This window comes from Gammaproteobacteria bacterium (assembly GCA_036383255.1).
Lineage (GTDB): Bacteria > Pseudomonadota > Gammaproteobacteria > Natronospirales > REEB76 > DASUBN01.
Map to the genome: position 1 here is coordinate 109,696 of DASVOS010000017.1, position 21,589 is coordinate 131,284.

Annotated in this window: 21 protein-coding genes and 2 tRNA genes; all 23 read left to right on the forward strand. The window is 66.8% G+C overall.

Annotated elements, in window-relative coordinates; genetic code table 11:
- The first annotated feature begins 46 nt into the window (after positions 1 to 46).
- A complete protein-coding gene (tpiA, locus tag VF651_11040) occupies positions 47 to 796 on the forward strand; it encodes a triose-phosphate isomerase (GenBank protein HEX7966237.1) in 750 nt (249 codons plus the stop codon).
- 26 nt (positions 797 to 822) lie between these two features.
- Positions 823 to 1,167 (forward strand): preprotein translocase subunit SecG, encoded by a 345-nt coding sequence (secG, locus tag VF651_11045; protein ID HEX7966238.1) that lies wholly within the window; start codon positions 823 to 825, stop codon positions 1,165 to 1,167.
- Positions 1,168 to 1,263: 96 nt separating this feature from the next.
- Positions 1,264 to 1,348: transfer RNA gene (locus tag VF651_11050), tRNA-Leu, on the forward strand.
- Between the two features lie 78 nt (positions 1,349 to 1,426).
- Positions 1,427 to 1,795, forward strand: coding sequence for an NADH-quinone oxidoreductase subunit A (locus VF651_11055; GenBank protein ID HEX7966239.1), 369 nt, complete (start codon positions 1,427 to 1,429; stop codon positions 1,793 to 1,795).
- The gene (locus VF651_11060) at positions 1,786 to 2,262 is read left to right on the forward strand and encodes an NADH-quinone oxidoreductase subunit B family protein (protein HEX7966240.1); all 477 of its coding nucleotides are present in this window, start codon (positions 1,786 to 1,788) and stop codon (positions 2,260 to 2,262) included. Before VF651_11055 ends, VF651_11060 begins: the two co-directional genes overlap by 10 nt.
- Before the next feature lie 8 nt (positions 2,263 to 2,270).
- Positions 2,271 to 2,966 carry an NADH-quinone oxidoreductase subunit C gene (locus tag VF651_11065; protein ID HEX7966241.1) on the forward strand — a complete coding sequence of 232 codons (696 nt, stop codon included), beginning with the start codon at positions 2,271 to 2,273 and terminating at the stop codon, positions 2,964 to 2,966.
- Positions 2,959 to 4,212, forward strand: coding sequence for an NADH-quinone oxidoreductase subunit D (locus tag VF651_11070; protein ID HEX7966242.1), 1,254 nt, complete (start codon positions 2,959 to 2,961; stop codon positions 4,210 to 4,212). Before VF651_11065 ends, VF651_11070 begins: the two co-directional genes overlap by 8 nt.
- Positions 4,212 to 4,715 (forward strand): NAD(P)H-dependent oxidoreductase subunit E, encoded by a 504-nt coding sequence (locus VF651_11075; protein HEX7966243.1) that lies wholly within the window; start codon positions 4,212 to 4,214, stop codon positions 4,713 to 4,715. Before VF651_11070 ends, VF651_11075 begins: the two co-directional genes overlap by 1 nt.
- Positions 4,712 to 6,013 (forward strand): NADH-quinone oxidoreductase subunit NuoF, encoded by a 1,302-nt coding sequence (nuoF, locus tag VF651_11080; protein HEX7966244.1) that lies wholly within the window; start codon positions 4,712 to 4,714, stop codon positions 6,011 to 6,013. The genes VF651_11075 and nuoF overlap by 4 nt, the downstream gene beginning before the upstream one ends.
- Before the next feature lie 20 nt (positions 6,014 to 6,033).
- Positions 6,034 to 8,403 (forward strand): NADH-quinone oxidoreductase subunit NuoG, encoded by a 2,370-nt coding sequence (gene nuoG, locus VF651_11085; protein HEX7966245.1) that lies wholly within the window; start codon positions 6,034 to 6,036, stop codon positions 8,401 to 8,403.
- The gene (gene nuoH, locus VF651_11090) at positions 8,403 to 9,524 is read left to right on the forward strand and encodes an NADH-quinone oxidoreductase subunit NuoH (GenBank protein HEX7966246.1); all 1,122 of its coding nucleotides are present in this window, start codon (positions 8,403 to 8,405) and stop codon (positions 9,522 to 9,524) included. Before nuoG ends, nuoH begins: the two co-directional genes overlap by 1 nt.
- Positions 9,521 to 10,009, forward strand: a complete 489-nt coding sequence (nuoI, locus tag VF651_11095) for an NADH-quinone oxidoreductase subunit NuoI (protein HEX7966247.1) — start codon at positions 9,521 to 9,523, stop codon at positions 10,007 to 10,009. Before nuoH ends, nuoI begins: the two co-directional genes overlap by 4 nt.
- Positions 10,010 to 10,020: 11 nt before the next feature.
- Positions 10,021 to 10,632 (forward strand): NADH-quinone oxidoreductase subunit J, encoded by a 612-nt coding sequence (locus VF651_11100; protein HEX7966248.1) that lies wholly within the window; start codon positions 10,021 to 10,023, stop codon positions 10,630 to 10,632.
- A 1-nt stretch (position 10,633) separates the two neighbouring features.
- Positions 10,634 to 10,939 (forward strand): NADH-quinone oxidoreductase subunit NuoK, encoded by a 306-nt coding sequence (nuoK, locus tag VF651_11105; protein ID HEX7966249.1) that lies wholly within the window; start codon positions 10,634 to 10,636, stop codon positions 10,937 to 10,939.
- Between the two features lie 7 nt (positions 10,940 to 10,946).
- The gene (gene nuoL, locus VF651_11110; protein HEX7966250.1) at positions 10,947 to 12,956 is read left to right on the forward strand and encodes an NADH-quinone oxidoreductase subunit L; all 2,010 of its coding nucleotides are present in this window, start codon (positions 10,947 to 10,949) and stop codon (positions 12,954 to 12,956) included.
- Between the two features lie 14 nt (positions 12,957 to 12,970).
- Positions 12,971 to 14,491 (forward strand): NADH-quinone oxidoreductase subunit M, encoded by a 1,521-nt coding sequence (locus VF651_11115; protein ID HEX7966251.1) that lies wholly within the window; start codon positions 12,971 to 12,973, stop codon positions 14,489 to 14,491.
- Between the two features lie 4 nt (positions 14,492 to 14,495).
- The gene (gene nuoN, locus VF651_11120; protein ID HEX7966252.1) at positions 14,496 to 15,938 is read left to right on the forward strand and encodes an NADH-quinone oxidoreductase subunit NuoN; all 1,443 of its coding nucleotides are present in this window, start codon (positions 14,496 to 14,498) and stop codon (positions 15,936 to 15,938) included.
- 91 nt (positions 15,939 to 16,029) lie between these two features.
- Positions 16,030 to 16,106: transfer RNA gene (locus VF651_11125), tRNA-Met, on the forward strand.
- A gap of 302 nt (positions 16,107 to 16,408) precedes the next feature.
- Positions 16,409 to 16,855, forward strand: coding sequence for a ribosome maturation factor RimP (gene rimP, locus VF651_11130; protein HEX7966253.1), 447 nt, complete (start codon positions 16,409 to 16,411; stop codon positions 16,853 to 16,855).
- A gap of 38 nt (positions 16,856 to 16,893) precedes the next feature.
- Positions 16,894 to 18,393: a transcription termination factor NusA gene (gene nusA, locus VF651_11135; GenBank protein HEX7966254.1), complete on the forward strand. Its 1,500-nt coding sequence runs from the start codon at positions 16,894 to 16,896 to the stop codon at positions 18,391 to 18,393.
- Between the two features lie 43 nt (positions 18,394 to 18,436).
- Positions 18,437 to 20,992, forward strand: a complete 2,556-nt coding sequence (gene infB, locus VF651_11140) for a translation initiation factor IF-2 (protein HEX7966255.1) — start codon at positions 18,437 to 18,439, stop codon at positions 20,990 to 20,992.
- A 14-nt stretch (positions 20,993 to 21,006) separates the two neighbouring features.
- Entirely contained in the window at positions 21,007 to 21,375 is a 369-nt protein-coding gene (gene rbfA / locus VF651_11145) for a 30S ribosome-binding factor RbfA (GenBank protein ID HEX7966256.1), read from the forward strand.
- Positions 21,372 to 21,589: tRNA pseudouridine(55) synthase TruB (truB, locus tag VF651_11150; GenBank protein ID HEX7966257.1), on the forward strand; the 218-nt coding region annotated here is incomplete at its 3' end. The genes rbfA and truB, both read left to right, overlap by 4 nt.

The window sequence follows — 21,589 nt, forward strand, 5'->3', positions numbered from 1 at the left end:
GCGTGACCGGCCGGGGAGGCCGGCGGACCCCCTAAGGATCAAGCACATGCGCCAGCCCCTGGTCGCCGGCAACTGGAAGATGAACGGCAGCCGCGACAGCGCGGTGAAGCTCGCCGACGCCATCCTGCAGGGTCCCGACCGCGCCTCTGCCGAGGTGCTGCTCTGCCCCCCGTTCGTGTACCTCGCCGACGTGGCCCGCGTGCTCAAGGGCAGCGGTGTCGCGCTCGGCGCGCAGGACCTCTGCGCCGAGGACAACGGCGCCTTCACCGGCGAAGTCTCGGGTGTCATGCTCAAGGACTTCGACTGCGGCTACGCCATCGTCGGTCACTCCGAGCGGCGCGCGCTGTTCGGCGAGAACGATGAGCTCACGGCCCGCAAGTTCATGGCTGCCCAGAAGGCCGGCCTCACCCCCATCCTCTGCGTGGGCGAGACCCTGGCCGAGCGCGAGGCCGGCACCACCCCGGCGGTAGTGAGCCGCCAGCTCAAGGCCGTGCTGGACGCCGCCGGCATCGCTGCCTTCGCCCGGGCCGTGGTGGCCTATGAGCCGGTCTGGGCCATCGGCACCGGCCGCACCGCCAAGTCCGACCAGGCGCAGGAGGTGCATGCCCTGATCCGCGGCCTGCTCGCGGCCGAGGATGCTAAGATAGCCGCCGCGACGCGCCTCCTCTATGGCGGCAGCGTCAAGGCCGCCAACGCCGCGGAACTGTTCGGCATGCCGGACATCGACGGCGGACTGGTGGGCGGCGCCTCGCTGGATGCCAGGGAATTCCTCGCCATCTGCGCCGCCGCGGCCTGAACCGAACAACCTGATCGAGTCATCCCATGCTGTACAACCTGCTCACCATCGCCCTGGTCTTCGTGGCCGTGTTCCTGATCCTGTTGATCCTGCTGCAGCAGGGCAAGGGCGCCGATGCCGGCGCCGCCTTCGGCAGCGGCTCTTCCGGCACGGTATTCGGCGCCGCCGGTTCCGGCGGCTTCCTGAGCCGGCTCACTTGGGGCCTCGCGTTCGTGTTCTTCGTGCTGGCGCTCGGCATGGCGTATATGGCGCGACACACCAGCACCGCGCCGCAGAGCATCGTGGAGCAGGCACAGCAGACGCAGTCGCCCGCGCCCGGCACCGCCGCTCCGGCGACGCCGAGCCCGGCTCCCGCCGCCGGAACGCACTGAACACGACTTCCCGGCATCGCTTTTAGGGTCCCCGATACGTTAAAATTGCCCGGCTTTGCGCAGGCCGGCCGACTGCCTGCGCGGGTTTTTGGATTCGCCGACGTGGTGGAATTGGTAGACACGCTACTTTGAGGTGGTAGTGGAGAAATCCGTGGAGGTTCGAGTCCTCTCGTCGGCACCAGGATCCCTTTAGTTTTCATCGATGCGGCGCGGCCCGCCCCAAGGGGCCCGCAGCGGCTTTCACCCCAGGATGGAGAGCATGCTCGCGAACTACGTCCCGATCCTGATCTTCCTCGTCGGCGGCCTGCTCTTCGGCTGCGTGCTGCTCGGTGCCGGGTTCGTGGCCAGCAGCCTGCTCGGCAACCGCAAGCCCAACGCCGAGAAGGAGTCGCCCTACGAGTGCGGCTTCGATCCCTTCGAGGACACGCGCAAGCAGTTCGACGTGCGCTACTACCTCGTCGCCATCCTGTTCATCATCTTCGATCTCGAGATCGCCTTCCTGTTCCCCTGGGCCGTGTCGTTGCACGGCATCGGCCTGTTCGGCTTCCTCGCCATGATGCTGTTCCTCGCCATCCTGGTGGTGGGCTTCATCTACGAATGGAAGAAGGGAGCGCTGGAGTGGGAGTAGAAGGCGTGCAGCAGAAGGGGTTCGTCACCGCCCAGGTGGATACCCTCGTCAACTGGGCGCGTACCGGCTCGCTCTGGCCCATGACCTTCGGCCTGGCCTGCTGCGCGGTGGAGATGATGCACGCCGGCGCGGCGCGCTACGACCTCGACCGCTTCGGCGTGATCTTCCGCCCCAGCCCGCGCCAGTCTGACGTGATGATCGTGGCCGGTACGCTGGTCAACAAGATGGCGCCGGCCCTGCGCAAGGTCTACGACCAGATGGCCGAGCCGCGCTGGGTCATCTCCATGGGTTCCTGCGCCAACGGCGGCGGCTACTACCACTATTCTTACGCGGTGGTGCGCGGCTGCGACCGCATCGTGCCGGTGGACGTCTACGTGCCGGGCTGCCCGCCTAGCGCTGAGCAGCTCCTCTACGGGATCATCCAGCTGCAGAAGAAGATCCGCCGCACCAACACCATCGCGCGATAGGGAAGAGCATGACCGCAGCCGTCGACAAGCTGGCCGAGCAGGTGGAAGCGCGCTTCAAGGACGCACTGGTGCGCGTGCCTTCCATCACCGATGAGCTCACCTACGAGGTCGGTGCGGACAAGCTGCTGGAGACCTGCCGTGCGCTGCGCGACGAGAAGGCCTTCCGCTTCGAGCAGCTCATGGACGTGTGCGGCGTCGATTACCTGGGCCACGGCCTGGACGAGTGGCGCACCGAGTCCTCCACCCGCACCGGCTTCAGCCGCGGCGTGCGGCGCGGCCTGCCGGAGGCCGTCTCGCGTCCCGAGCGGCGCTACGCGGCGGTCTACCACCTCCTGTCCGTGAGCCGCAACGAGCGGCTGCGGCTGCGCGTGTACTGCACCGGCAGCGAGCCGCCCATGGTGCCCTCGGTCATCGGCATCTGGGCCTCCGCCGCCTGGTTCGAGCGCGAGGCCTTCGACCTCTACGGCATCCTATTCGACGGCAACCCGGACCTGCGCCGCATCCTCACCGACTACGGCTTCGTCGGCCACCCATTCCGCAAGGACTTCCCGCTCTCCGGCAACGTGGAGGTGAAGTACGACCCTGAGAAGAAGCGCGTGGTCTACCAGCCGGTGAGCATCGAGCCGCGCACCCTGGTGCCGCGCGTCATCCGCCACGACCCGCGCTACGACGAGGCCTTCAAGGAGGTCTCCAAGAATGCCTGAGATCCAGAACCTGACGATGAACTTCGGCCCGCAGCACCCGGCTGCGCACGGCGTGCTGCGCCTGGTGCTGGAGATGGACGGCGAGATCATCACCAAGGCCGACCCGCACATCGGCCTCTTGCATCGCGCCACCGAGAAGCTGGCCGAGAACAAGCCGTACAACCAGAGCATCGGCTACATGGACCGGCTCGACTACGTGTCCATGATGTGCAACGAGCATGCCTACGTGATGGCGATCGAGCGGCTGCTCGGCATCGCGCCGCCGCCGCGCGCGCTGATGATCCGCACCATGTTCGACGAGCTGACCCGCATCACCAACCACCTGCTGTGGCTGGGCGCGCACGGCCTCGACATCGGCGCCATGACGGTGTTCCTCTACTGCTTCCGCGAGCGCGAGGACGTGATGGATATGTACGAGGCGGTGTCGGGCGCGCGCATGCACGCGACCTATTACCGTCCGGGCGGCGTGTACCGCGACCTGCCGGCGCACATGCCGCAGTTCGACCAGTCCCGCTTCCGCAGCAAGGGCGACCTGAAGCGCCTCAACGGCGCGCGCGAAGGCTCGCTGCTGGACTTCATCGACGACTTCGCCGCGCGCTTTCCCAAGTGCGTGGACGAGTACGAGACCCTGCTCACCGACAACCGCATCTGGAAGCAGCGCACCGTCGGCATCGGCGTGGTCTCGCCGGAACGCGCGCTGCAGCTCGGCTTCACCGGCCCCATGCTGCGCGGCTCGGGCGTGGAGTGGGACCTGCGCAAGAAGCAGCCCTACGCCATGTACGACCAGGTGGACTTCGACATCCCGGTGGGCGTCAACGGCGACTGCTACGACCGCTACCTGGTGCGCATCGCCGAGATGCGCCAGTCGGCGCGCATCGTGCGCCAGTGCGTGGAGTGGCTGCGCAAGAACCCCGGCCCGGTGATGCTGGAGGACCACAAGGTGACGCCGCCGACCCGCGAGGAGGCGAAGTCCGACATGGAATCCCTGATCCACCACTTCAAGTACTTCACGGAAGGCTATTGCGTGCCGGCCGGCGAGGTGTATGCGGCGGTGGAGCATCCCAAGGGCGAGTTCGGCGTGTACATGATCTCGGACGGCGCCAACAAGCCGTTTCGCGTGAAGATCCGCGCCGCGGGCTTCGCGCACCTCTCGGCCTTGGACGAGATGGTGCGCGGCCACATGCTGGCGGACCTGGTGGCTATCATCGGCACCCAGGACATCGTGTTCGGAGAGGTGGACCGCTGATGAGCGACACTGCAGCGAAGGACGGCCTGCTCTCGAAGCACGCCTGCCAGGTCATCGACGAGTGGATTAAGAAGTACCCGGAGGGGCGGCAGCGCTCGGCCGTGTTCGCGGCGCTGCGCGAGGCCCAGCACGAGAACAACGGCTACCTGACCGTGCCGCTGATGGACGCGGTGGCCGCCTACCTCAAGCTCGAACCCATCAAGGTCTACGAGGTGGCGAGCTTCTACTCGATGTTCGAGACCAAGCCGGTGGGCCGCCACAGCATCTCGGTGTGCACCAACATCTCCTGCATGCTGCGCGGTGCCGACGGCATCGTCGAGCACCTGGAGAAGAAGCTCGGTATTAAGACCGGCGAGAGCACCAAGGACGGCCGTGTCTACCTCAAGTGCGAGGAGGAATGCCTCGCCGCCTGCGCCGGCGCCCCCATGATGATGGTGGACCACAAGTATCACGAGAATCTCACTCCGGAGAAGGTCGATAAGCTCCTGGAGGAACTGAAATGACGCAGCTCAACCAGGTCTGCTACCGCACCCTGCAGTTCGACCAGCCCTGGACCTACGCCAACTACCTCAAGGTGGACGGCTACAAGGCCTGGCGCAAGATATTGAAGGAGAAGATCTCCCCCGAGCAGATCGTGGAGGAGATGAAGGCTTCCGGCCTGCGCGGCCGCGGCGGCGCGGGCTTCCCGACGGGCACCAAGTGGAGCTTCATGCCGAAGAACCCCACGGGCCCGTCCTACGTGGTGTGCAACTCCGACGAGTCGGAGCCCGGCACCTGCAAGGACCGGGACATCCTGCGCTTCAACCCGCATGCGCTGATCGAGGGCATGGCCATCGCCGGCTATGCCATGCGCTGCAAGACGGGATACAACTACATCCGCGGCGAGTTCATGGACGAGCCCTTCGAGCGCGTCGAGCAGGCGCTGCGCGAGGCCTATGCCGAGGGCCTGCTGGGCAAGGACATCCTGAGCTCGGGCATCGATTTCGACCTGTATAACCATCTCGGCGCCGGTGCCTATATCTGCGGCGAGGAGACGGCGCTCCTGGAGTCGCTGGAAGGCAAGAAGGGCCAGCCGCGCTTCAAGCCGCCGTTCCCGGCGAACTACGGTGCCTTCGGCCGTCCGACCACCGTGAACAACACCGAGACCTTCGCCTCCGCGCCGAGCATCATCCTGAACGGCGGCAAGTGGTTCGCCGACCTCGGCAAGCCCAACAACGGCGGCACCAAGATCTTCTCCGTGTCCGGCCACGTGGCCAAGCCCGGCAACTTCGAGGTGCCGCTCGGCATCCCGTTCCAGGAACTCCTGGCGCTGGCCGGTGGCGTGTGGAAGGGACACAAGCTCAAGGCCGTGATCCCCGGCGGCTCCTCCGCGCCGGTGCTGCCGGCCGAGGCCATGCTCAACTGCACCATGGACTTCGACTCGCTGCGCAACGCGGGCTCCATGCTCGGCTCCGGCGCGGTGGTGGTGATGGACGAGACCACCTGCATGGTGAAGATGCTGGAGCGCATCGCGCGTTTCTACTACTCGGAGTCCTGCGGCCAGTGCACGCCGTGCCGCGAGGGCACCGGCTGGATGTACCGCGTCATCAAGCGCATCGAGGACGGGCAGGGCCGGCAGGAAGACCTGGACATGCTGGTGGACGTGTCGAAGAAGATCGAGGGGCACACCATCTGCGCCTTCGGCGACGCCGCCGCCTGGCCGGTGCAGAGCTTCATCAAGCATTACCGGCAGGAATTCCAGTACCACATCGACCATGGCTGCTGCATGGTGGGCCCGGGCGCCCGCCGCCGCGCGGCCTGACGACATATATAGAGCGAACAATGGCAGACGAACTGGTCAACATCGAGCTGGATGGCAAGCCGGTCAAGGCGCGCAAGGGTGAGATGATCATCCAGACCGCGGACCGCGAGGGCGTCTACATCCCGCGCTTCTGCTACCACGAGAAGCTCACGGTGGCGGCGAACTGCCGCATGTGCCTCGTCGAGGCCGAGAAGTTGCCGAAGCCCCTGCCGGCCTGCGCCACGCCGGTGATGGAGGGCATGAAGGTGTTCACCCGCTCGGTGAAGGCCATCGCCGCGCAGCGCGCCACCATGGAATTCCTGCTCATCAACCACCCGCTGGACTGCCCGATCTGCGACCAGGGCGGCGAGTGCGAGCTGCAGGACCTGGCCATGGGCTATGGCCGGGACATCTCGCGCTACAGCGAGAAGAAGCGCGTGGTGAAGGACGAGGACATCGGCCCGCTGGTGTCCACCGACATGACCCGCTGCATTCACTGCACCCGCTGCGTGCGCTTCGGGCAGGAGATCGCCGGCATCCAGGAGCTGGGCGGCACCGGCCGCGGCGAGAACCTGCGCATCGGCACCTACATCGGCAAGGCCGTGGACCATGAGCTGTCCGGCAACATCATCGACCTGTGCCCGGTGGGCGCGCTCAACTCCAAGCCCTTCCGCAACCGCGGCCGCGGCTGGGAGATGACGCAGCTGCCCACGGTGGCGCCGCACGACTGCGTCGGCTCCAACCTCAACGCCCACATCCTGCGCGGCCTGTACATGCGCGCGGTACCGCGGCCGAACGATGAGATCAACGAGACGTGGGCTTCGGACCGCGACCGCTTCAGCTACGCGGGCGTGCACAGCGAGGATCGCCTGACCAAGCCCATGGTGAAGAAATCCGGCAAGTGGCAGGAGACGGATTGGGAGACCGCGCTGGAAGCGGCGGTCAACGGCCTGCGCGAGACCGTGAAAGTGAAGGGCGGCGATGCCGCCGGCGTGCTGGCGTCCCCGAGCGCCACCATCGAGGAGCTGTACCTCCTGCAGAAGCTGGCTCGCGGCCTCGGCATCCCGCACATCGACGTACGCCTGCGCCAGGCGGATTTCCGCGACGATGCGTCGGAGCCCCTGTTCCCCTGGCTCGGCCAGGGCGTGCAGGACATCGAGAAGCTGGAGGCAGCGCTCGTCATCGGCTCCAACATCCGCAAGGAGGTGCCGCTACTGGCGCACCGCCTGCGCAAGGCGGCTCTCAAGGGCGCCGCGGTGATGTTCCTGAACCCGCGCCGCTACCCCATGCTGTTCCCGGTGCGCGCTTACCTCAGCTGCGCGTCCCAGGACATGGTGGACAGCCTGGCAGCGGTGCTGAAGGCCACCGGCAAGCCGGTGCCCGCCGCGGTGAAGGACATCGTCGCCGGCCAGAAGCCGGCTGCCGAGCATTCCCAGATGGCGGCGGAGCTCGCCAAGGGCGAGCGCAAGGCCATCCTGCTCGGCCACCTGGCGCTCAGCCATCCAGCCTACGCGGACATCCGTGCCCTGGCGGCGGCGCTGGCCGAGGCCACCGGCGCGAAGCTCGGCTACATCAGCGTGGGTGCCAACAGCGCCGGCGCCTGGCTCGCGGGGGCGGTGCCCATGCGCGCCGCCGGCGGACGCACTCTCGACCAGCCCGGCCGCAACGCGGCGGCGATGCTGGAGGAGCCGCGCTCGGCGTATCTCCTGCTCGGCACCGAGCCGGAGCTGGAATGCTGGGATGGCGCCCAGGCCATGAAGGCGCTCAAGAGCGCCAAGCACGTGGTGGCGATCACCTCATACGTGAGCGAGAACATGCAGCAGTACGCCGACGTGCTGCTGCCCGCCGGCGCCTACGGCGAGACCTCCGGCACCTACGTGAACGCGGAAGGCCGCTGGCAGAGTTTCAGCGGGCTCACCCAGCCGCTCGGCGAGGCGCGCCCGGCCTGGAAGATCCTGCGCGTGATGGGCAACCTCTGCGAACTCAAGGGCTTCGAGCAGGAGTCCTCCGAGGACGTGCTGCGCGAGGTGCGCGACGCGGTGGGCGAGGTCCACGCGGACAACCGCTTCACCGGCACCCGCGCCGTCAACGCGCCGGTCACGGTGAAGGGCTTCCTGCGGGTGGGCGAGATCCCGATGTACGCAGTGGATGCCCTGGTGCGCCGCGCGGCGCCGCTGCAGCAGACCCGTGACGCCGACGTGGCCTACGCCCAGTTCTCGCCGGAGGACGGCAAGCGCCTCAAGGTGGAGGCGGGCGACGCCGTGAGCCTCAAGCACAACGGCACGCGCGTGGTCCTGCCGGTGAAGTTCGACGACAGCATCGCGGTGGGCGAGGTGTGGGTGCCCACGGGCCTGCCCGTGACCCTGGCGCTCGGCCCCTCGAGCGGCGCCATCGAAGTGGAGAAGGCCTGATGTCACTCTGGCAGCAAGCCGTCGACACCTGGAACAGCCTGCCGTTCGGCTGGCAGCTCACGCTGCGTTCGGTGGCTGGCATCATCGCCATCATGGTGCCGCTCATCATTACCGTGGCGATGCTGACCCTGGCGGAGCGCCGCGTCATCGGTTTCATGCAGGTCCGCATCGGCCCGAACCGCGTGGGCCCCTGGGGCCTGCTGCAGCCCTTCGCCGACGTGCTCAAGCTGGTCTTCAAGGAGATCGTGCTGCCGGTACGCGCGAACAAGTTCATCTTCTTCCTGGCGCCGGTGATCTCCATCGGCACCGCGTTCGCGGCCTGGGCGGTGATCCCGTTCCAGGACGGCGTGATCCTGGCGAACATCAACGCCGGGCTGCTCTACATACTGGCGCTGACCTCGTTCGGCGTGTATGGCGTGATCCTCTCCGGCTGGGCCTCCAACTCCAAGTATGCGTTCCTCGGCGCCATGCGCTCGGCCGCGCAGATGGTGGCCTACGAGATCGCCATGGGCTTCGCCCTGGTGGGCGTGCTGATGGTGAGCCAGAGCCTCAACCTCAACGACATCGTGCTGGGCCAGGCGGGCGGGGCGGGGCACTGGTTCCTGTGGCCGCTGCTGCCGCTCGCGGTCATCTACTTCATCGCCGGCGTGGCCGAGACCAACCGTGCGCCCTTCGACGTGGCGGAAGGCGAGTCCGAGATCGTGGCCGGCTTCCACGTGGAGTACTCCGGCACCGCGTTCGCGGCGTTCTTCCTCGCCGAATACGCCAACATGATCCTGATCACGGCGCTCGCCAGCATCATGTTCCTGGGAGGCTGGCTGTCGCCGTTCCCGGAGAGCTGGGGCTGGCTGGGAAACCCGAGCTTCATCTGGTTCGCCCTGAAGATGTGCTTCTTCCTGTACCTGTACCTGTGGTTCCGTGCCACCTTCCCGCGCTACCGCTATGACCAGATCATGCGGCTGGGCTGGAAGATCTTCATACCCATCACCATCCTGTGGCTGGCGGTGCTCGGCTTCGCGATCGTCTCCGGCATGCCGCTCACGGCGCTCGGCGCCTGGACCGCGGCCGGCGTGGCCGCGTTCCTGCTGGTCCACTTCCTGCTGTTGAGGAAGGCCCGATGACCTCCCTGCGCACCTGGATCAAGAGCCTGCTGCTGGCCGAGCTGCTGCAGGGCATGGCGCTGACCCTGGGCTACTTCTTCAAGCCCAAGTTCACCATCCGCTATCCCGAGGAGCGCACGCCCAAGTCGCCTCGCTACCGCGGGCTGCACGCCCAGCGCCGCTACGCGAACGGCGAGGAGCGCTGCATCGCCTGCAAGCTGTGCGAGGCGGTGTGCCCGGCGCTCGCCATCACCATCGACTCCGAGATGCGCGCCGACGGCACGCGCCGCACCACGCGCTACGACATCGACCTGTTCAAGTGCATCTACTGCGGCTTCTGCGAGGAGGCCTGCCCGGTGGACGCCATCGTCGAGACCAGCATCACCGACTTCCACTTCGAGAAGGCCGGCGAGCAGATCATGACCAAGGAGAAGCTCCTGGCCATCGGCGACAAGTTCGAACCGCAGATCGCCGCCGACCGCGCGGCCGATGCGCGCTACCGCTGAGGACGTAAGGAATGGTGCAGGAGATCATCTTCAGCGTGTTGGCCGCCCTGGTGGTGGGATCGGCGCTCGGCGTCATCACCGCCAGGAACCCGGTGCATGCGGTGCTGTTCCTGGTGCTGGCTTTCGTCGGCAGCGCCGGCCTCTGGCTGCTCATGGAGGCGGAGTTCCTCGGCATCGTGCTGGTGCTGGTGTACGTCGGCGCCGTGATGGTGCTGTTCCTGTTCGTGGTGATGATGCTGGACATCAACGTCGCCTCGCTGCGCGCGGGCATGGCGCGCTACGCGCCCATCGGCGCGGTAGTGGCGCTGATCATGGCCGGCGAGATCGGCTACGTGGTGTGGTCGCGCAAGATGGGCGTCTCCTTCGGCGCGCCGGTGGAGCACCCCGCGGGCTACAGCAACACCCGCGAGCTGGGCGACCTCATCTATACGGTGTACGCCTATCCCTTCGAGATCGCCGCTGTGATCCTGCTGGTGGGCATCGTTGCCGCCATCGCGCTGACGCTGCGCCGCCGCGAGGGCACCCGCAGCCAGGACCCGGCCAAGCAGGTGCAGGCCACCGCCGCCGGCCGCGTGCGCCTGGTGAGCATGCCGGCCGAGACCGCCAAGCGGCAGGGGAAGTGACATGATCACGCTGTTCCATTTCCTGGCCCTGTCCGGCGCGCTGTTCGCGATCAGCGCCGCGGGCATCTTCCTGAACCGCAAGAACGTGATCCTGCTGCTGATGTGCATCGAGTTGATGCTGCTGGCGGTGAACTTCAACTTCATCGCCTTCTCGCGCTACCTCAACGACGCGGCCGGCCAGGTGTTCGTGTTCTTCATCCTGACCGTGGCGGCGGCGGAGGCGGCCATCGGCCTCGCCATCCTGGTGGTGCTGTTCCGCCACCGCGCCAGCATCAACGTCGAAGACCTCGACAGCATGAAGGGCTGACATGGACCTGCAGAGCGTCTTCCTCACCATCGTCCTGTCCCCGCTGCTGGCCGCGGCCGTGGCCGGCTTAGGCATGCGCTTCATCCCGCGCGCTGCCGCGCACTGGGTCACCATCGCCGGCGTCGGCCTCTCGTTCCTGCTGTCGGCCTGGGTGCTGGTGGGCATGCTGCAGGGCAGCATCGCCGACACCAACGTCACGGTGTACCAGTGGGGCCTGTCCGACGGCGTGGCGTTCCAGGTCGGCTTCCTGGTGGACCACCTGACCGCGCTCATGATCACGGTGGTGACCTTCGTCTCGCTGATGGTGCACGTCTACACCATCGGCTACATGGCGGAGGACCCGGGTTACAAGCGCTTCTTCAGCTACATCTCGCTGTTCACCTTCTCCATGCTGATGCTGGTGATGGCGAACAACTTCCTGCAGCTGTTCTTCGGCTGGGAGGCGGTGGGCCTGGTCTCGTACCTGCTGATCGGCTTCTGGTACACGCGTCCCACGGCCATCTACGCGAACCTCAAGGCCTTCCTGGTCAATCGCGTCGGCGACTTCGGCTTCCTGCTGGGCATCGCGCTGGTGCTGTACCACACCGGCAGCCTGGACTACGCCACCGTGTTCGCCCAGGCGCCGCAGCTGGCGGGGCAGGGCATCGAGCTGTTCCAGGGCCATGTGTGGCCGCTGCCGGCGGTGATGTGCATCCTGCTGTTCGTGGGCGCGATGGGCAAATCCGCCCAGGTGCCGCTGCACGTGTGGCTGCCGGACTCGATGGAGGGCCCGACCCCCATCTCGGCGCTGATCCACGCCGCCACCATGGTGACCGCGGGCATCTTCATGGTGTCGCGCCTGTCGCCGCTGTTCGAGCTGTCCGATGCGGCGCTCTCGGTGGTGCTGGTGATCGGCGCCACCACCGCGTTCTTCATGGGCCTCATCGGTCTCGTCAACAACGACATCAAACGGGTGGTGGCGTACTCCACGCTCTCCCAGCTCGGCTACATGGCGACCGCGCTCGGCGCCTCCGCCTACGGCGCCGGCATGTTCCACCTCATGACCCACGCCTTCTTCAAGGCGCTCCTGTTCCTGGCCGCGGGCTCGGTGATCATCGCCATGCATCACGAGCAGGACATGCGCTACATGGGCGGCCTGCGCAAGTACCTGCCCATCACCTACTGGACCAGCGTGGTCGGCTCGCTCGCGCTCATCGCGTTCCCGGGGTTCGCCGGATTCTTCTCCAAGGACACCATCATCGAGGCGGTGCACGAGTCCACCCGCCCCGGCGCGACCTACGCCTACTGGTGCGTGCTGTTGGGCGCCTTCGTCACCGCGCTCTACACCTTCCGCATGCTGTTCATGACATTCCACGGCAAGGAACGTTTCAAGGTGGTGAAGCACCACCATGACGGCCATGACGAGGACCACGAGCACGGCCACAAGCCGGGCGAGCTGGCCCACGCGCCCCACGAGTCGCCCTGGGTGGTGACGGTGCCGCTGATCCTGCTGGCGGTGCCCTCGGTCATCATCGGCTGGATCACCGTGGAGCCCTTGCTCTACGGCGGCTGGCTGGCGGACGCGATCCACGTGGCGCCCGCCAACGACGTGCTGGCCAAGCTTGGCGAGGAGTTCGGCAGTCCGCTGCACGCGGTGCTGGAGAGCGTGATGTCGCCGACCCTCTGGCTCGCGCTCGCGGGCGTCGCCACCGCCTGGTTCCTGTACATCCGCCGCCCGGACCTGCCGGACGTGATCGCCGCGCGCTTCAGGCCCCTCTACACGCTGCTCGCCAACAAGTTCTATTTCGACGAGCTGTTCGCGTTCGTGTTCGCCGCCGGCACCCGAGCCCTGGGCAAGCTGCTGTGGCAGGTGGGCGACGTGACGCTCATCGACAACGTGGCCATCAACGGTACCGCCAACTCCATCGGCAGGCTGGCCGGGGTGCTGCGCCGAGGGCAGTCCGGCTACCTCTACCACTATGCCTTCGCCATGATCATCGGACTCTGCGTCCTGCTTGGCTGGCTCATAACGAGATAAATGGGAACCGATAGATGACCGGCCATTTCATACTCAGCCTGTTGCTTTGGTTGCCGATCGCCGGAGGGCTCCTGGTGCTCGCCGCCGGGCGCGTCGCGCCGGGGGCGGTCCGTTGGCTGGCGCTCTTGACCGCGCTCGTCACCTTCGCGGTGAGTGTGCCGTTGTGGACGCAGTTCGACACCACCACCGCGGCCATGCAGTTCACCGAGAAGCTGCCCTGGATCAGCACCTTCAACGTCTACTACGCGCTGGGCGTGGACGGCATCTCCATGCCGCTGATCCTGCTCACCACCTTCGTCACCATCCTGGTGGTGGTGGCCGGCTGGGAAGTCATCCAGTACAAGACCGCCCAGTACATGGCGGCGTTCCTGATCCTGGAAGGCCTCATGGACGGCGTGTTCTCCGCCACCGACGGCATGCTGTTCTACGTGCTGTGGGAGGCCATGCTCATCCCGATGTTCCTTATCATCGGCGTGTGGGGCGGGCCGCGGCGCGTCTATGCCACCATCAAGTTCTTCCTTTACACCTTCCTCGGTTCCGTGTTCATGCTGGTGGCCATCGTCTACATGTACCTGAAGGCCGGCAGCTTCGACATCCAGGCCTTCCAGCAGCTGCCGCTCGGCCTGCAGCCGCAGGTGCTGATCTTCATCGCCTTCCTGCTGGCCTTCGCGGTCAAGGTGCCCATGTGGCCGGTGCACACCTGGCTGCCGGACGCCCACGTGGAGGCGCCCACGGGCGGCTCCGTGATCCTGGCGGCCATCATGCTGAAGATGGGTGGCTACGGCTTCCTGCGCTTCAGCCTGCCCATCACCCCGGATGCGAGCCACGCGCTCACCTGGCTCGTGATCGGCCTCTCGCTCACCGCGATCGTCTACATCGGCTTCGTCGCCATCGTGCAGACGGACATGAAGAAGCTGGTGGCGTACTCCTCGGTCGCGCACATGGGCTTCGTGACATTGGGCTTCTTCCTGCTGTTCGCCATCTTCGAGAAGAACGCCAGCCTCGACGGCACCGTGATGGGCGTGGAGGGCGGCATGGTGCAGATGGTGTCGCATGGCTTCATCTCCGGCGCGCTGTTCCTCTGCGTCGGCGTGCTTTACGACCGGCTGCACACGCGCGAGATCGGCGCCTACGGCGGCGTGGTCAACGTGATGCCGGCCTTCGCCTTCTTCATGGTGCTTTTCGCCATGGCCAACTGCGGCCTGCCGGGCACCTCCGGCTTCGTGGGCGAGTGGATGGTGATCCTGGCCGCCATGCGCGCCAACTTCTGGGTGGCCTTCGCCGCCGCCTTCACCCTGTTCCTGGGCGCCGCCTACTCGCTGTGGCTGGTGAAGCGCGTGCTCTATGGCCCGGTGGGCAACGACCACGTGCGCGGCATGACCGACATCAGCCAGCGCGAGTTCGTGGTGCTGGGCCTATGCGCGGTACCGGTGATCGTGCTGGGCGTGTGGCCGGCGCCGCTGCTGGACGTGATGCACGCCACCGTCACCAACCTGGTGCACCAGGTGGCGCAGACCAAACTCACAGGCGGATGATCCCATGAGCTTCGAGCTGCCCCAGTTCCTGCCCGCGGTCCCCGAGATGTTCCTGCTCGGGATGATCTGCTTCATCCTGGTGGTGGACGTGTTCCTGGCCGAGAGCCACCGGCTGGTGACCTACTGGCTGGCGCTGGCCACGGTGGCCGGCACCGCCTGGCTCACGGTGGCGGTGGCCCAGCAGGGCAGCCTGCTCACCTTCGGCGGCATGTTCGTGAACGACGCCATGGGCAACGTGCTCAAGCTCTTCACCTACCTGATCGTGGCCATGGTGTTCATCTACTCGCGCGACTACCTGCGCGACCGCAGCCTGCTCAAGGGCGAGTACTACATCCTCGGCCTGACGGCACTCCTCGGCATGATGATCATGATCTCGGCCCACAACATGCTGATCGTGTACCTGGGACTCGAGCTCAACTCCTTGTCGCTCTACGCGATGGTGGCGCTGGACCGGGAGTCGCCGGTCGCCTCCGAGGCCGCCATGAAGTACTTCGTGCTGGGCGCCATCGCCTCGGCGGTGCTGCTGTACGGCATGTCGCTGCTGTACGGCGCCACCGGTACCCTCGACATCACCGGCCTAGGCGTACACGTGGCCTCGAACCCCGCCGCCAGCATAGGCACGCTGTTCGCGCTGGGCTTCATCGTGGTGGGGCTGTGCTTCAAGCTTGGCGCGGTGCCGTTCCACATGTGGGTGCCGGATGTGTACGAGGGCTCTGCCACCTCGGTGACGCTGTTCGTGGGCTCGGCGCCCAAGATCGCCTCGTTCGCGCTGTTCATGCGCCTCCTGGTGGAAGGCCTCGGCGGCATGCATGCCCAGTGGCAGGGCCTCCTCATCGGCATCGCGGTGCTGTCCATGGCCATCGGCGCGATCGTCGCCATCGCCCAGACCAACTTCAAGCGCCTCATGGCCTATTCCACCATCGGCCACGTCGGCTTCATCCTGATGGGCATCCTCGCCGGCACTACCACCGGCTACCAGGCGGCGATGTTCTACACGCTCACCTACGTGATCACCGCCACCGCCGGCTTCGGCCTGATCCTGCTGCTGGCGCGCAAGGGCTTCGAGTCCGAGCGGCTCGACGACTTCAAGGGCCTCAACGAGCGCAGCCCCTGGTTCGCGGCCATGATGCTGGTGGTGATGTTCAGCCTGGCCGGCGTGCCGCCGTTCGTGGGCTTCTTCGCCAAGCTCTATGTGCTGCGCGCGGCGGTGGAGGCGGGGCTCACCTGGCTCGCGGTGACGGCGGTGGTGTTCTCCATCATCAGCGCGTTCTACTACCTCAGGGTGGTGAAGCTCATGTACTTCGACCGGGCGCCGGCCAACAGCCGCAGCGTGCAGGCGGAGTTCGACCTGCGCTGGCTGCTCTCGGGCAATGGCCTCGCGATCCTGCTGCTGGGTGTGCTGCCCGGACCGCTGCTGGCGCTTTGCGCGCGGGTGATCGGCTTCTGAAAATGGGCTCTTGGTTGCGGTGCTACGTCGCATTTCCGCCACAAAACCTTGAAAACCTGACTCTTTTGCTATATATTTCCTGTCCGCCGGGTGCGGGGTGGAGCAGTCTGGCAGCTCGTCGGGCTCATAACCCGAAGGTCGTAGGTTCAAATCCTACCCCCGCTACCAATAAATCAATGACTTAGGTAGCATTGCTACAGAAGTTCTTGGATGCAGGACCCCGGATAGGGGTTTTTTTGTGTCCTTGCGAAGGCCCTCTGCCAGAGAGGGCCGTGCTTGAACCCCGGGCAAGCCGGGGTTTGTCGTCTAGGTCGTCCTGCCCTCAGCGGGACGGTTTTTGGAGATGGGCCCGAGGGCCCATTTTTGTTTTTTGCGGTTGTATCGCGAGTCCGGACATGTGCCGGACTCGCGAGTCTGAAAATTCCAGGGATGGAATTTTCAGACGAAATAGGAATGGAGCGCGAAGCGCGGTGAGAGAGAGGCTGATCAGTCTGCTGGAAGCGCCGGTCGAGGCGCTGGGATACGAGGTGGTGGAACTGGAGTTCCACCCCCAGGGCGGTGGCGGCCTGCTGCGGGTATACATCGACCGCGAGGGCGGCGTGACGGTGGATGACTGCGAGAAGGTCAGCCGCCAGGTGAGCGCCGTACTGGACGTGGAGGACCCGATCCCATGCCACTACACCCTCGAGGTGTCGTCGCCGGGATTGGACCGGCCGCTACGCAAGGCCGCGGACTACACGCGCTTCGCCGGGGAGCGGGCCAAGGTGGAGCTCGACCTGCCCATCGAGGGGCGCAAGCGCTTCACCGGCATCCTCAAAGGATGCGAGGGCGGCGAGGTGAGCATCGAGGTGGACGGCGTGCTCCACCGCCTGCCCCTGGAGGGCATCGCGAAAGCGCGCCTGGTACCGGAATTCTGATCTGGATCGAAACCGATATTTCTTGAAGAGATAGAGCCATGAACAAAGAGATCCTGCTGGTCGTCGACGCCGTCTCCAACGAGAAGGGCGTGGACAAGAACGTGATCTTCGAGGCGCTGGAAGCGGCGCTCGCTTCCGCGACGCGCAAGAAGCACGGCGGCGACATCGACGCGCGCGTCTCCATCGACCGCCAGACCGGCGAGTACGAGACCTTCCGCCGCTGGGTGGTGCAGCCCGACGACATGCTGCTGGAGTCCCCGGACCGCGAGATCCGCCTGATGGACGCCGTGGACGTCAAGCCGGACATCCAGGTGGGCGAATTCATCGAGGAGCCCATGGCCTCGGTGCCGTTCGGACGCATCGGCGCGCAGACCGCCAAGCAGGTCATCGTGCAGAAGGTGCGCGAGGCCGAGCGTGCCCAGGTGGTCGAGGCCTACCAGGGCCGCATCGGGGAGCTCGTCACCGGCCTCGTGAAGCGCGTGGAGCGCGGCAACGTCTACATCGACCTCGGCAACAACGCCGAGGCCTTCATCCCGCGCGAGGACATGATCCCGCGCGAGGCGGTGCGCACCGGCGATCGGATCCGCGGCTACCTGAAGGAAGTGCGCGCCGAGGCGCGCGGCCCGCAGCTGTTCGTGACCCGCACCGCGCCGCAGTTCCTCATCGAGCTGTTCAAGCTCGAGGTGCCGGAAGTTGGCCAGGGCCTCATCGAGATCAAGGGCGCCGCGCGCGACCCGGGCTCCCGCGCCAAGGTGGCGGTGATGAGCCACGATTCGCGCATCGACCCGGTCGGCGCCTGCGTCGGCATGCGCGGCTCGCGCGTGCAGGCCGTATCCAACGAGCTCTCCGGCGAGCGCGTGGACATCGTGCCCTTCGACGAGAACCCGGCCCAGTTCGTCATCAACGCCATGTCCCCGGCCGAGGTGATCTCCATCACCATGGACGAGGAATCCAAGAGCATGGATCTCGCGGTCGCCGAGGACAACCTGTCCAAGGCCATCGGCCGCGGCGGCCAGAACGTGCGCCTCGCCAGCCAGCTCTCGGGCTGGGAGCTCAACGTCATGAGTGAGGCCCAGGCCACCCAGAAGACCGAGGCCGAGGCCCAGGCGCTGCAGAAGCTGTTCATGGAGCAGCTGGACGTGGACGCCGACGTGGCCGCGATCCTGGTGCAGGAGGGCTTCTCCAGCATCGAGGAGATCGCCTACGTGCCGACCACGGAACTGCTCTCCATCGAAGAGTTCGACGAAGCCACGGTGGAAGAGCTGCGCGGCCGCGCCCGCGACGTGCTGCTGACCCAGGCCATCGCCAGCGAGGAGCAGGTGGGCGACAGCGAGCCCGCCGATGACCTCCTCAACATGGACGGCATGGACCGGGCGCTGGCGTTCAAGCTTGCCGCCAAGGGCATCCGCACCATGGAGGAGCTGGCGGAGCAGGCGGTGGAGGACATCAAGGACATCGAGGGCCTCGACGAGGCCCGCGCCGCGTCGCTCATCATGACCGCGCGCGCCCCCTGGTTCGCCGGTGAGCAGCAGGCCTGAGTGAAGCGAGAAGCGAAGCACGAGCAGCGAGGAGCGTAAGGGCATGGCACAAGTCACCGTAAGACAACTGGCCGAGGTCGTGGGCACGCCCGTGGACCGCCTGTTGACGCAGCTCTCGGAGGCCGGCATCGAGGTCGGCGACCCGGATGCCGCCATCAGCGACGACCAGAAGATGCAGCTGCTCACGCACCTGCGCCAGAGCCACGGCGAGAACTCAACCGCCGAGCCGCGCAAGATCACCTTGAAGCGCCGCAGCGTCTCCGAGATCAAGCTCACCGGCGCCCAGGGCCGGGCCAAGACCGTGAGCGTGGAGGTGCGCAAGCAGCGCACCTACGTGAAGCGCAGCGCGGTGATGGAAGAGGAAGCCAAGCGCCGCGCCGAAGAGGACGCCGTGCGCCAGGCCGAGCTCGAGCAGAAGCAGGCCGAAGAGGCCAAGCGCGCCGCCGAGAAGAAGGCCGTGGACGACGCCAAGCGCGCCGTCGAGGAGCAGGAACGCAAGGCCAAGCAGGACGAGGAGACCAAGCGCAAGCAGGAGCAGGAGACCCATGCCCGCGCCGACGCCGAGCGCCGCCGCGCCGAGGCCGACGCCCGCCGCGAGGCGGATGAGGAAGACCGCCGCATGCGCGCCGCGCTGCCCAAGGGCAAGCCGGGCACGCCCGCCGCTCCGGCACCCGCCGCTGCGGCGCCGGCCGGCACCGAGGCCCACACCCGTTACGGACGTGCCGAGCTGCACGTGGCCGGGGGCCTGTCCAACAAGCGCAAGGGCAAGAAGCCGGGCAAGTCCCGCGGCCCGATCAACGTGCAGATGGAATCCAAGCACGGCTTCGAGAGGCCGGTGGCGCCGCAGGTCCGCGAGGTGCATATCCCCGAGACCATCACCGTGGGCGAACTGGCGCAGCGCATGGCCGTGAAAGCCAACGAAGTCATCAAGATCATGATGAACATGGGCGCTATGGCGACCATCAACCAGGTCATCGACCAGGACACCGCGGCGATCGTGGTGCATGAGATGGGCCACACCCCGAAGCTGCTCAAGGAGAGCGACGTCGAGGACAAGATGCTCCAGGCCAAGCCCGTGGAGCAGGGCGAGGAAGCCACGCGCGCACCGGTGGTCACCATCATGGGCCATGTCGATCACGGCAAGACCTCGCTGCTGGACTACATCCGCAAGACCCGCGTCGCGGCCCGCGAGGCCGGCGGCATCACCCAGCACATCGGCGCCTACCACGTGCAGACGCCGAAGGGCGCCATCACCTTCCTGGACACCCCCGGCCACGCCGCGTTCACCGCCATGCGCGCCCGCGGCGCCAAGGTGACGGACATCGTGGTGCTGGTGGTGGCGGCGGACGACGGCGTGATGCCGCAGACCGTCGAGGCCATCAACCACGCGCGCGCCGCCGAGGTGCCGATCGTGGTGGCCATCACCAAGAGCGACAAGCCGGAAGCGAACTTCGACAAGGTGCGCACCGAGCTGTCGCAGCACCAGATCATCTCGGAAGAGTGGGGCGGCGAGAACATCTTCGTGCAGGTGTCGTCCAAGACCGGCGCCGGCGTGGACAAGCTGCTCGACTCCATCAGCGTGCAGGCGGAGGTCATGGAACTGAAGGCCGTGGCCGACGGCCCGGCGACCGGCTTCGTGCTGGAATCCAGCCTGGAGAAGGGCCGCGGCGCCGTGGCCACCGTGCTGATCCAGAAGGGCAAGCTCAAGACCGGCGACATCCTGCTCACCGGCCATGAGTTCGGCCGCGTGCGCGCCATGTTCGACGAGGCCGGCGAGCGCATCGACGAGGCCGGCCCCTCCATCCCGGCGCAGGTGCTGGGCCTCTCCGGCACGCCCAATGCGGGCGACGAGGCGCTGGTGGTAGCCGACGAACGCAAGGCCCGCGAGGTCGCGCTGTACCGCCAGGGCAAGTTCCGCGACGTGAAGCTGGCGCGCGCCCAGGGCGCCAAGCTCGAGGACGTATTCCAGCAGATAGCTGATGGCCAGAAGACCCTCAACCTGCTGGTCAAGACCGACGTGCAGGGCAGCGCCGAGGCGCTGCGCGACGCGCTCACCGGCCTGTCCACCGACGAGATCAAGGTCAAGGTGATCGTCAGCAGCGTGGGCGGCATCACCGAGTCCGACGCCAACCTGGCCGCCGCCTCCAAGGCGGTGATCATCGGCTTCAACGTGCGTGCCGATGCCGGTGCGCGCCGCATCGTGGCCGAATCCGGCGTGGACCTGCGCTACTACAGCGTGATCTACGAAGCCATCGACGACGTGAAGAAGGCCATGAGCGGCATGCTCGGCACCGAGATCCGCGAGCAGATCGTGGGCCTGGCCGAGGTGCGCGACGTGTTCCGCTCCTCCAAGATCGGCGCCATCGCCGGCTGCCTGGTGGTGGAAGGCTACGTCAAGCGCAACAATCCGATCCGGGTGCTGCGCAACGAGGTGGTCATCTTCCAGGGCGCGCTGGAGTCGTTGCGCCGGTTCAAGGACGACGTGTCCGAGGTCCGTGCCGGTACCGAGTGCGGCATCGGCGTGAAGGACTACAACGACGTGCAGCCGGGCGACAAGATCGAGTGCTACGAGCGCGTGGAAGTGGCGCGCACGATCTGAGCCGGTAGCCCGAGATGCCCAAGGAATTCCAGCGCTCCACCCGGGTCGCCGAGCAGATCCAGCGCGAGTTGGCAGGCATGGTCGGCCGGGTCCTGGAGGATCCGCGCGCCGGCATGGTGACCGTTACGGCGGTGCAGCTCTCCAAGGACCTGTCCCACGCCCGCGTGTTCGTGTCCTCGCTCGGCGGCAGCCTCACGCACCAGGAGTTGGTGCAGTCGCTGCAGCACGCTTCCGGCTTCATGCGCCACGAGCTCGGCCGCGCCATGAAGCTGCGCATCATGCCGGAGCTGCGCTTCCAGTACGACGAGACCGAGGAGCGCGCCGCGCGCCTCGAGGCCCTCATCGCCAAGGCGAATACGCCGGATGGCGGGAAAGGCTCGTGACCGGCGCTGAACCCGCTCCCCAGCGGGTGAAGCTGCCGCGCCGCCCCGTGCACGGCGTGCTGCTGCTAGACAAGCCGGTCGGCCTCACCTCCAACGATGCGCTGCAGAAGGCCAAGCGCCTGTTCCTGGCCGAGAAGGCCGGCCACACCGGTAGCCTCGATCCCCTCGCTTCCGGCATGCTCCCGCTCTGCTTCGGCGAGGCCACCAAGGTCTC

What these genes read in the sequence shown, in the direction of transcription:
- tpiA (HEX7966237.1), top strand. Translation starts at nt 47, where the DNA reads ATGCGCCAGCCCCTGGTCGCCGGCAACTGGAAGATGAACGGCAGCCGC.
- secG (HEX7966238.1), top strand. Translation starts at nt 823, where the DNA reads ATGCTGTACAACCTGCTCACCATCGCCCTGGTCTTCGTGGCCGTGTTC.
- VF651_11055 (HEX7966239.1), top strand. Translation starts at nt 1,427, where the DNA reads ATGCTCGCGAACTACGTCCCGATCCTGATCTTCCTCGTCGGCGGCCTG.
- VF651_11065 (HEX7966241.1), top strand. Translation starts at nt 2,271, where the DNA reads ATGACCGCAGCCGTCGACAAGCTGGCCGAGCAGGTGGAAGCGCGCTTC.
- VF651_11070 (HEX7966242.1), top strand. Translation starts at nt 2,959, where the DNA reads ATGCCTGAGATCCAGAACCTGACGATGAACTTCGGCCCGCAGCACCCG.
- VF651_11075 (HEX7966243.1), top strand. Translation starts at nt 4,212, where the DNA reads ATGAGCGACACTGCAGCGAAGGACGGCCTGCTCTCGAAGCACGCCTGC.
- nuoF (HEX7966244.1), top strand. Translation starts at nt 4,712, where the DNA reads ATGACGCAGCTCAACCAGGTCTGCTACCGCACCCTGCAGTTCGACCAG.
- nuoG (HEX7966245.1), top strand. Translation starts at nt 6,034, where the DNA reads ATGGCAGACGAACTGGTCAACATCGAGCTGGATGGCAAGCCGGTCAAG.
- nuoH (HEX7966246.1), top strand. Translation starts at nt 8,403, where the DNA reads ATGTCACTCTGGCAGCAAGCCGTCGACACCTGGAACAGCCTGCCGTTC.
- nuoI (HEX7966247.1), top strand. Translation starts at nt 9,521, where the DNA reads ATGACCTCCCTGCGCACCTGGATCAAGAGCCTGCTGCTGGCCGAGCTG.
- VF651_11100 (HEX7966248.1), top strand. Translation starts at nt 10,021, where the DNA reads ATGGTGCAGGAGATCATCTTCAGCGTGTTGGCCGCCCTGGTGGTGGGA.
- nuoK (HEX7966249.1), top strand. Translation starts at nt 10,634, where the DNA reads ATGATCACGCTGTTCCATTTCCTGGCCCTGTCCGGCGCGCTGTTCGCG.
- VF651_11115 (HEX7966251.1), top strand. Translation starts at nt 12,971, where the DNA reads ATGACCGGCCATTTCATACTCAGCCTGTTGCTTTGGTTGCCGATCGCC.
- nuoN (HEX7966252.1), top strand. Translation starts at nt 14,496, where the DNA reads ATGAGCTTCGAGCTGCCCCAGTTCCTGCCCGCGGTCCCCGAGATGTTC.
- nusA (HEX7966254.1), top strand. Translation starts at nt 16,894, where the DNA reads ATGAACAAAGAGATCCTGCTGGTCGTCGACGCCGTCTCCAACGAGAAG.
- infB (HEX7966255.1), top strand. Translation starts at nt 18,437, where the DNA reads ATGGCACAAGTCACCGTAAGACAACTGGCCGAGGTCGTGGGCACGCCC.
- rbfA (HEX7966256.1), top strand. Translation starts at nt 21,007, where the DNA reads ATGCCCAAGGAATTCCAGCGCTCCACCCGGGTCGCCGAGCAGATCCAG.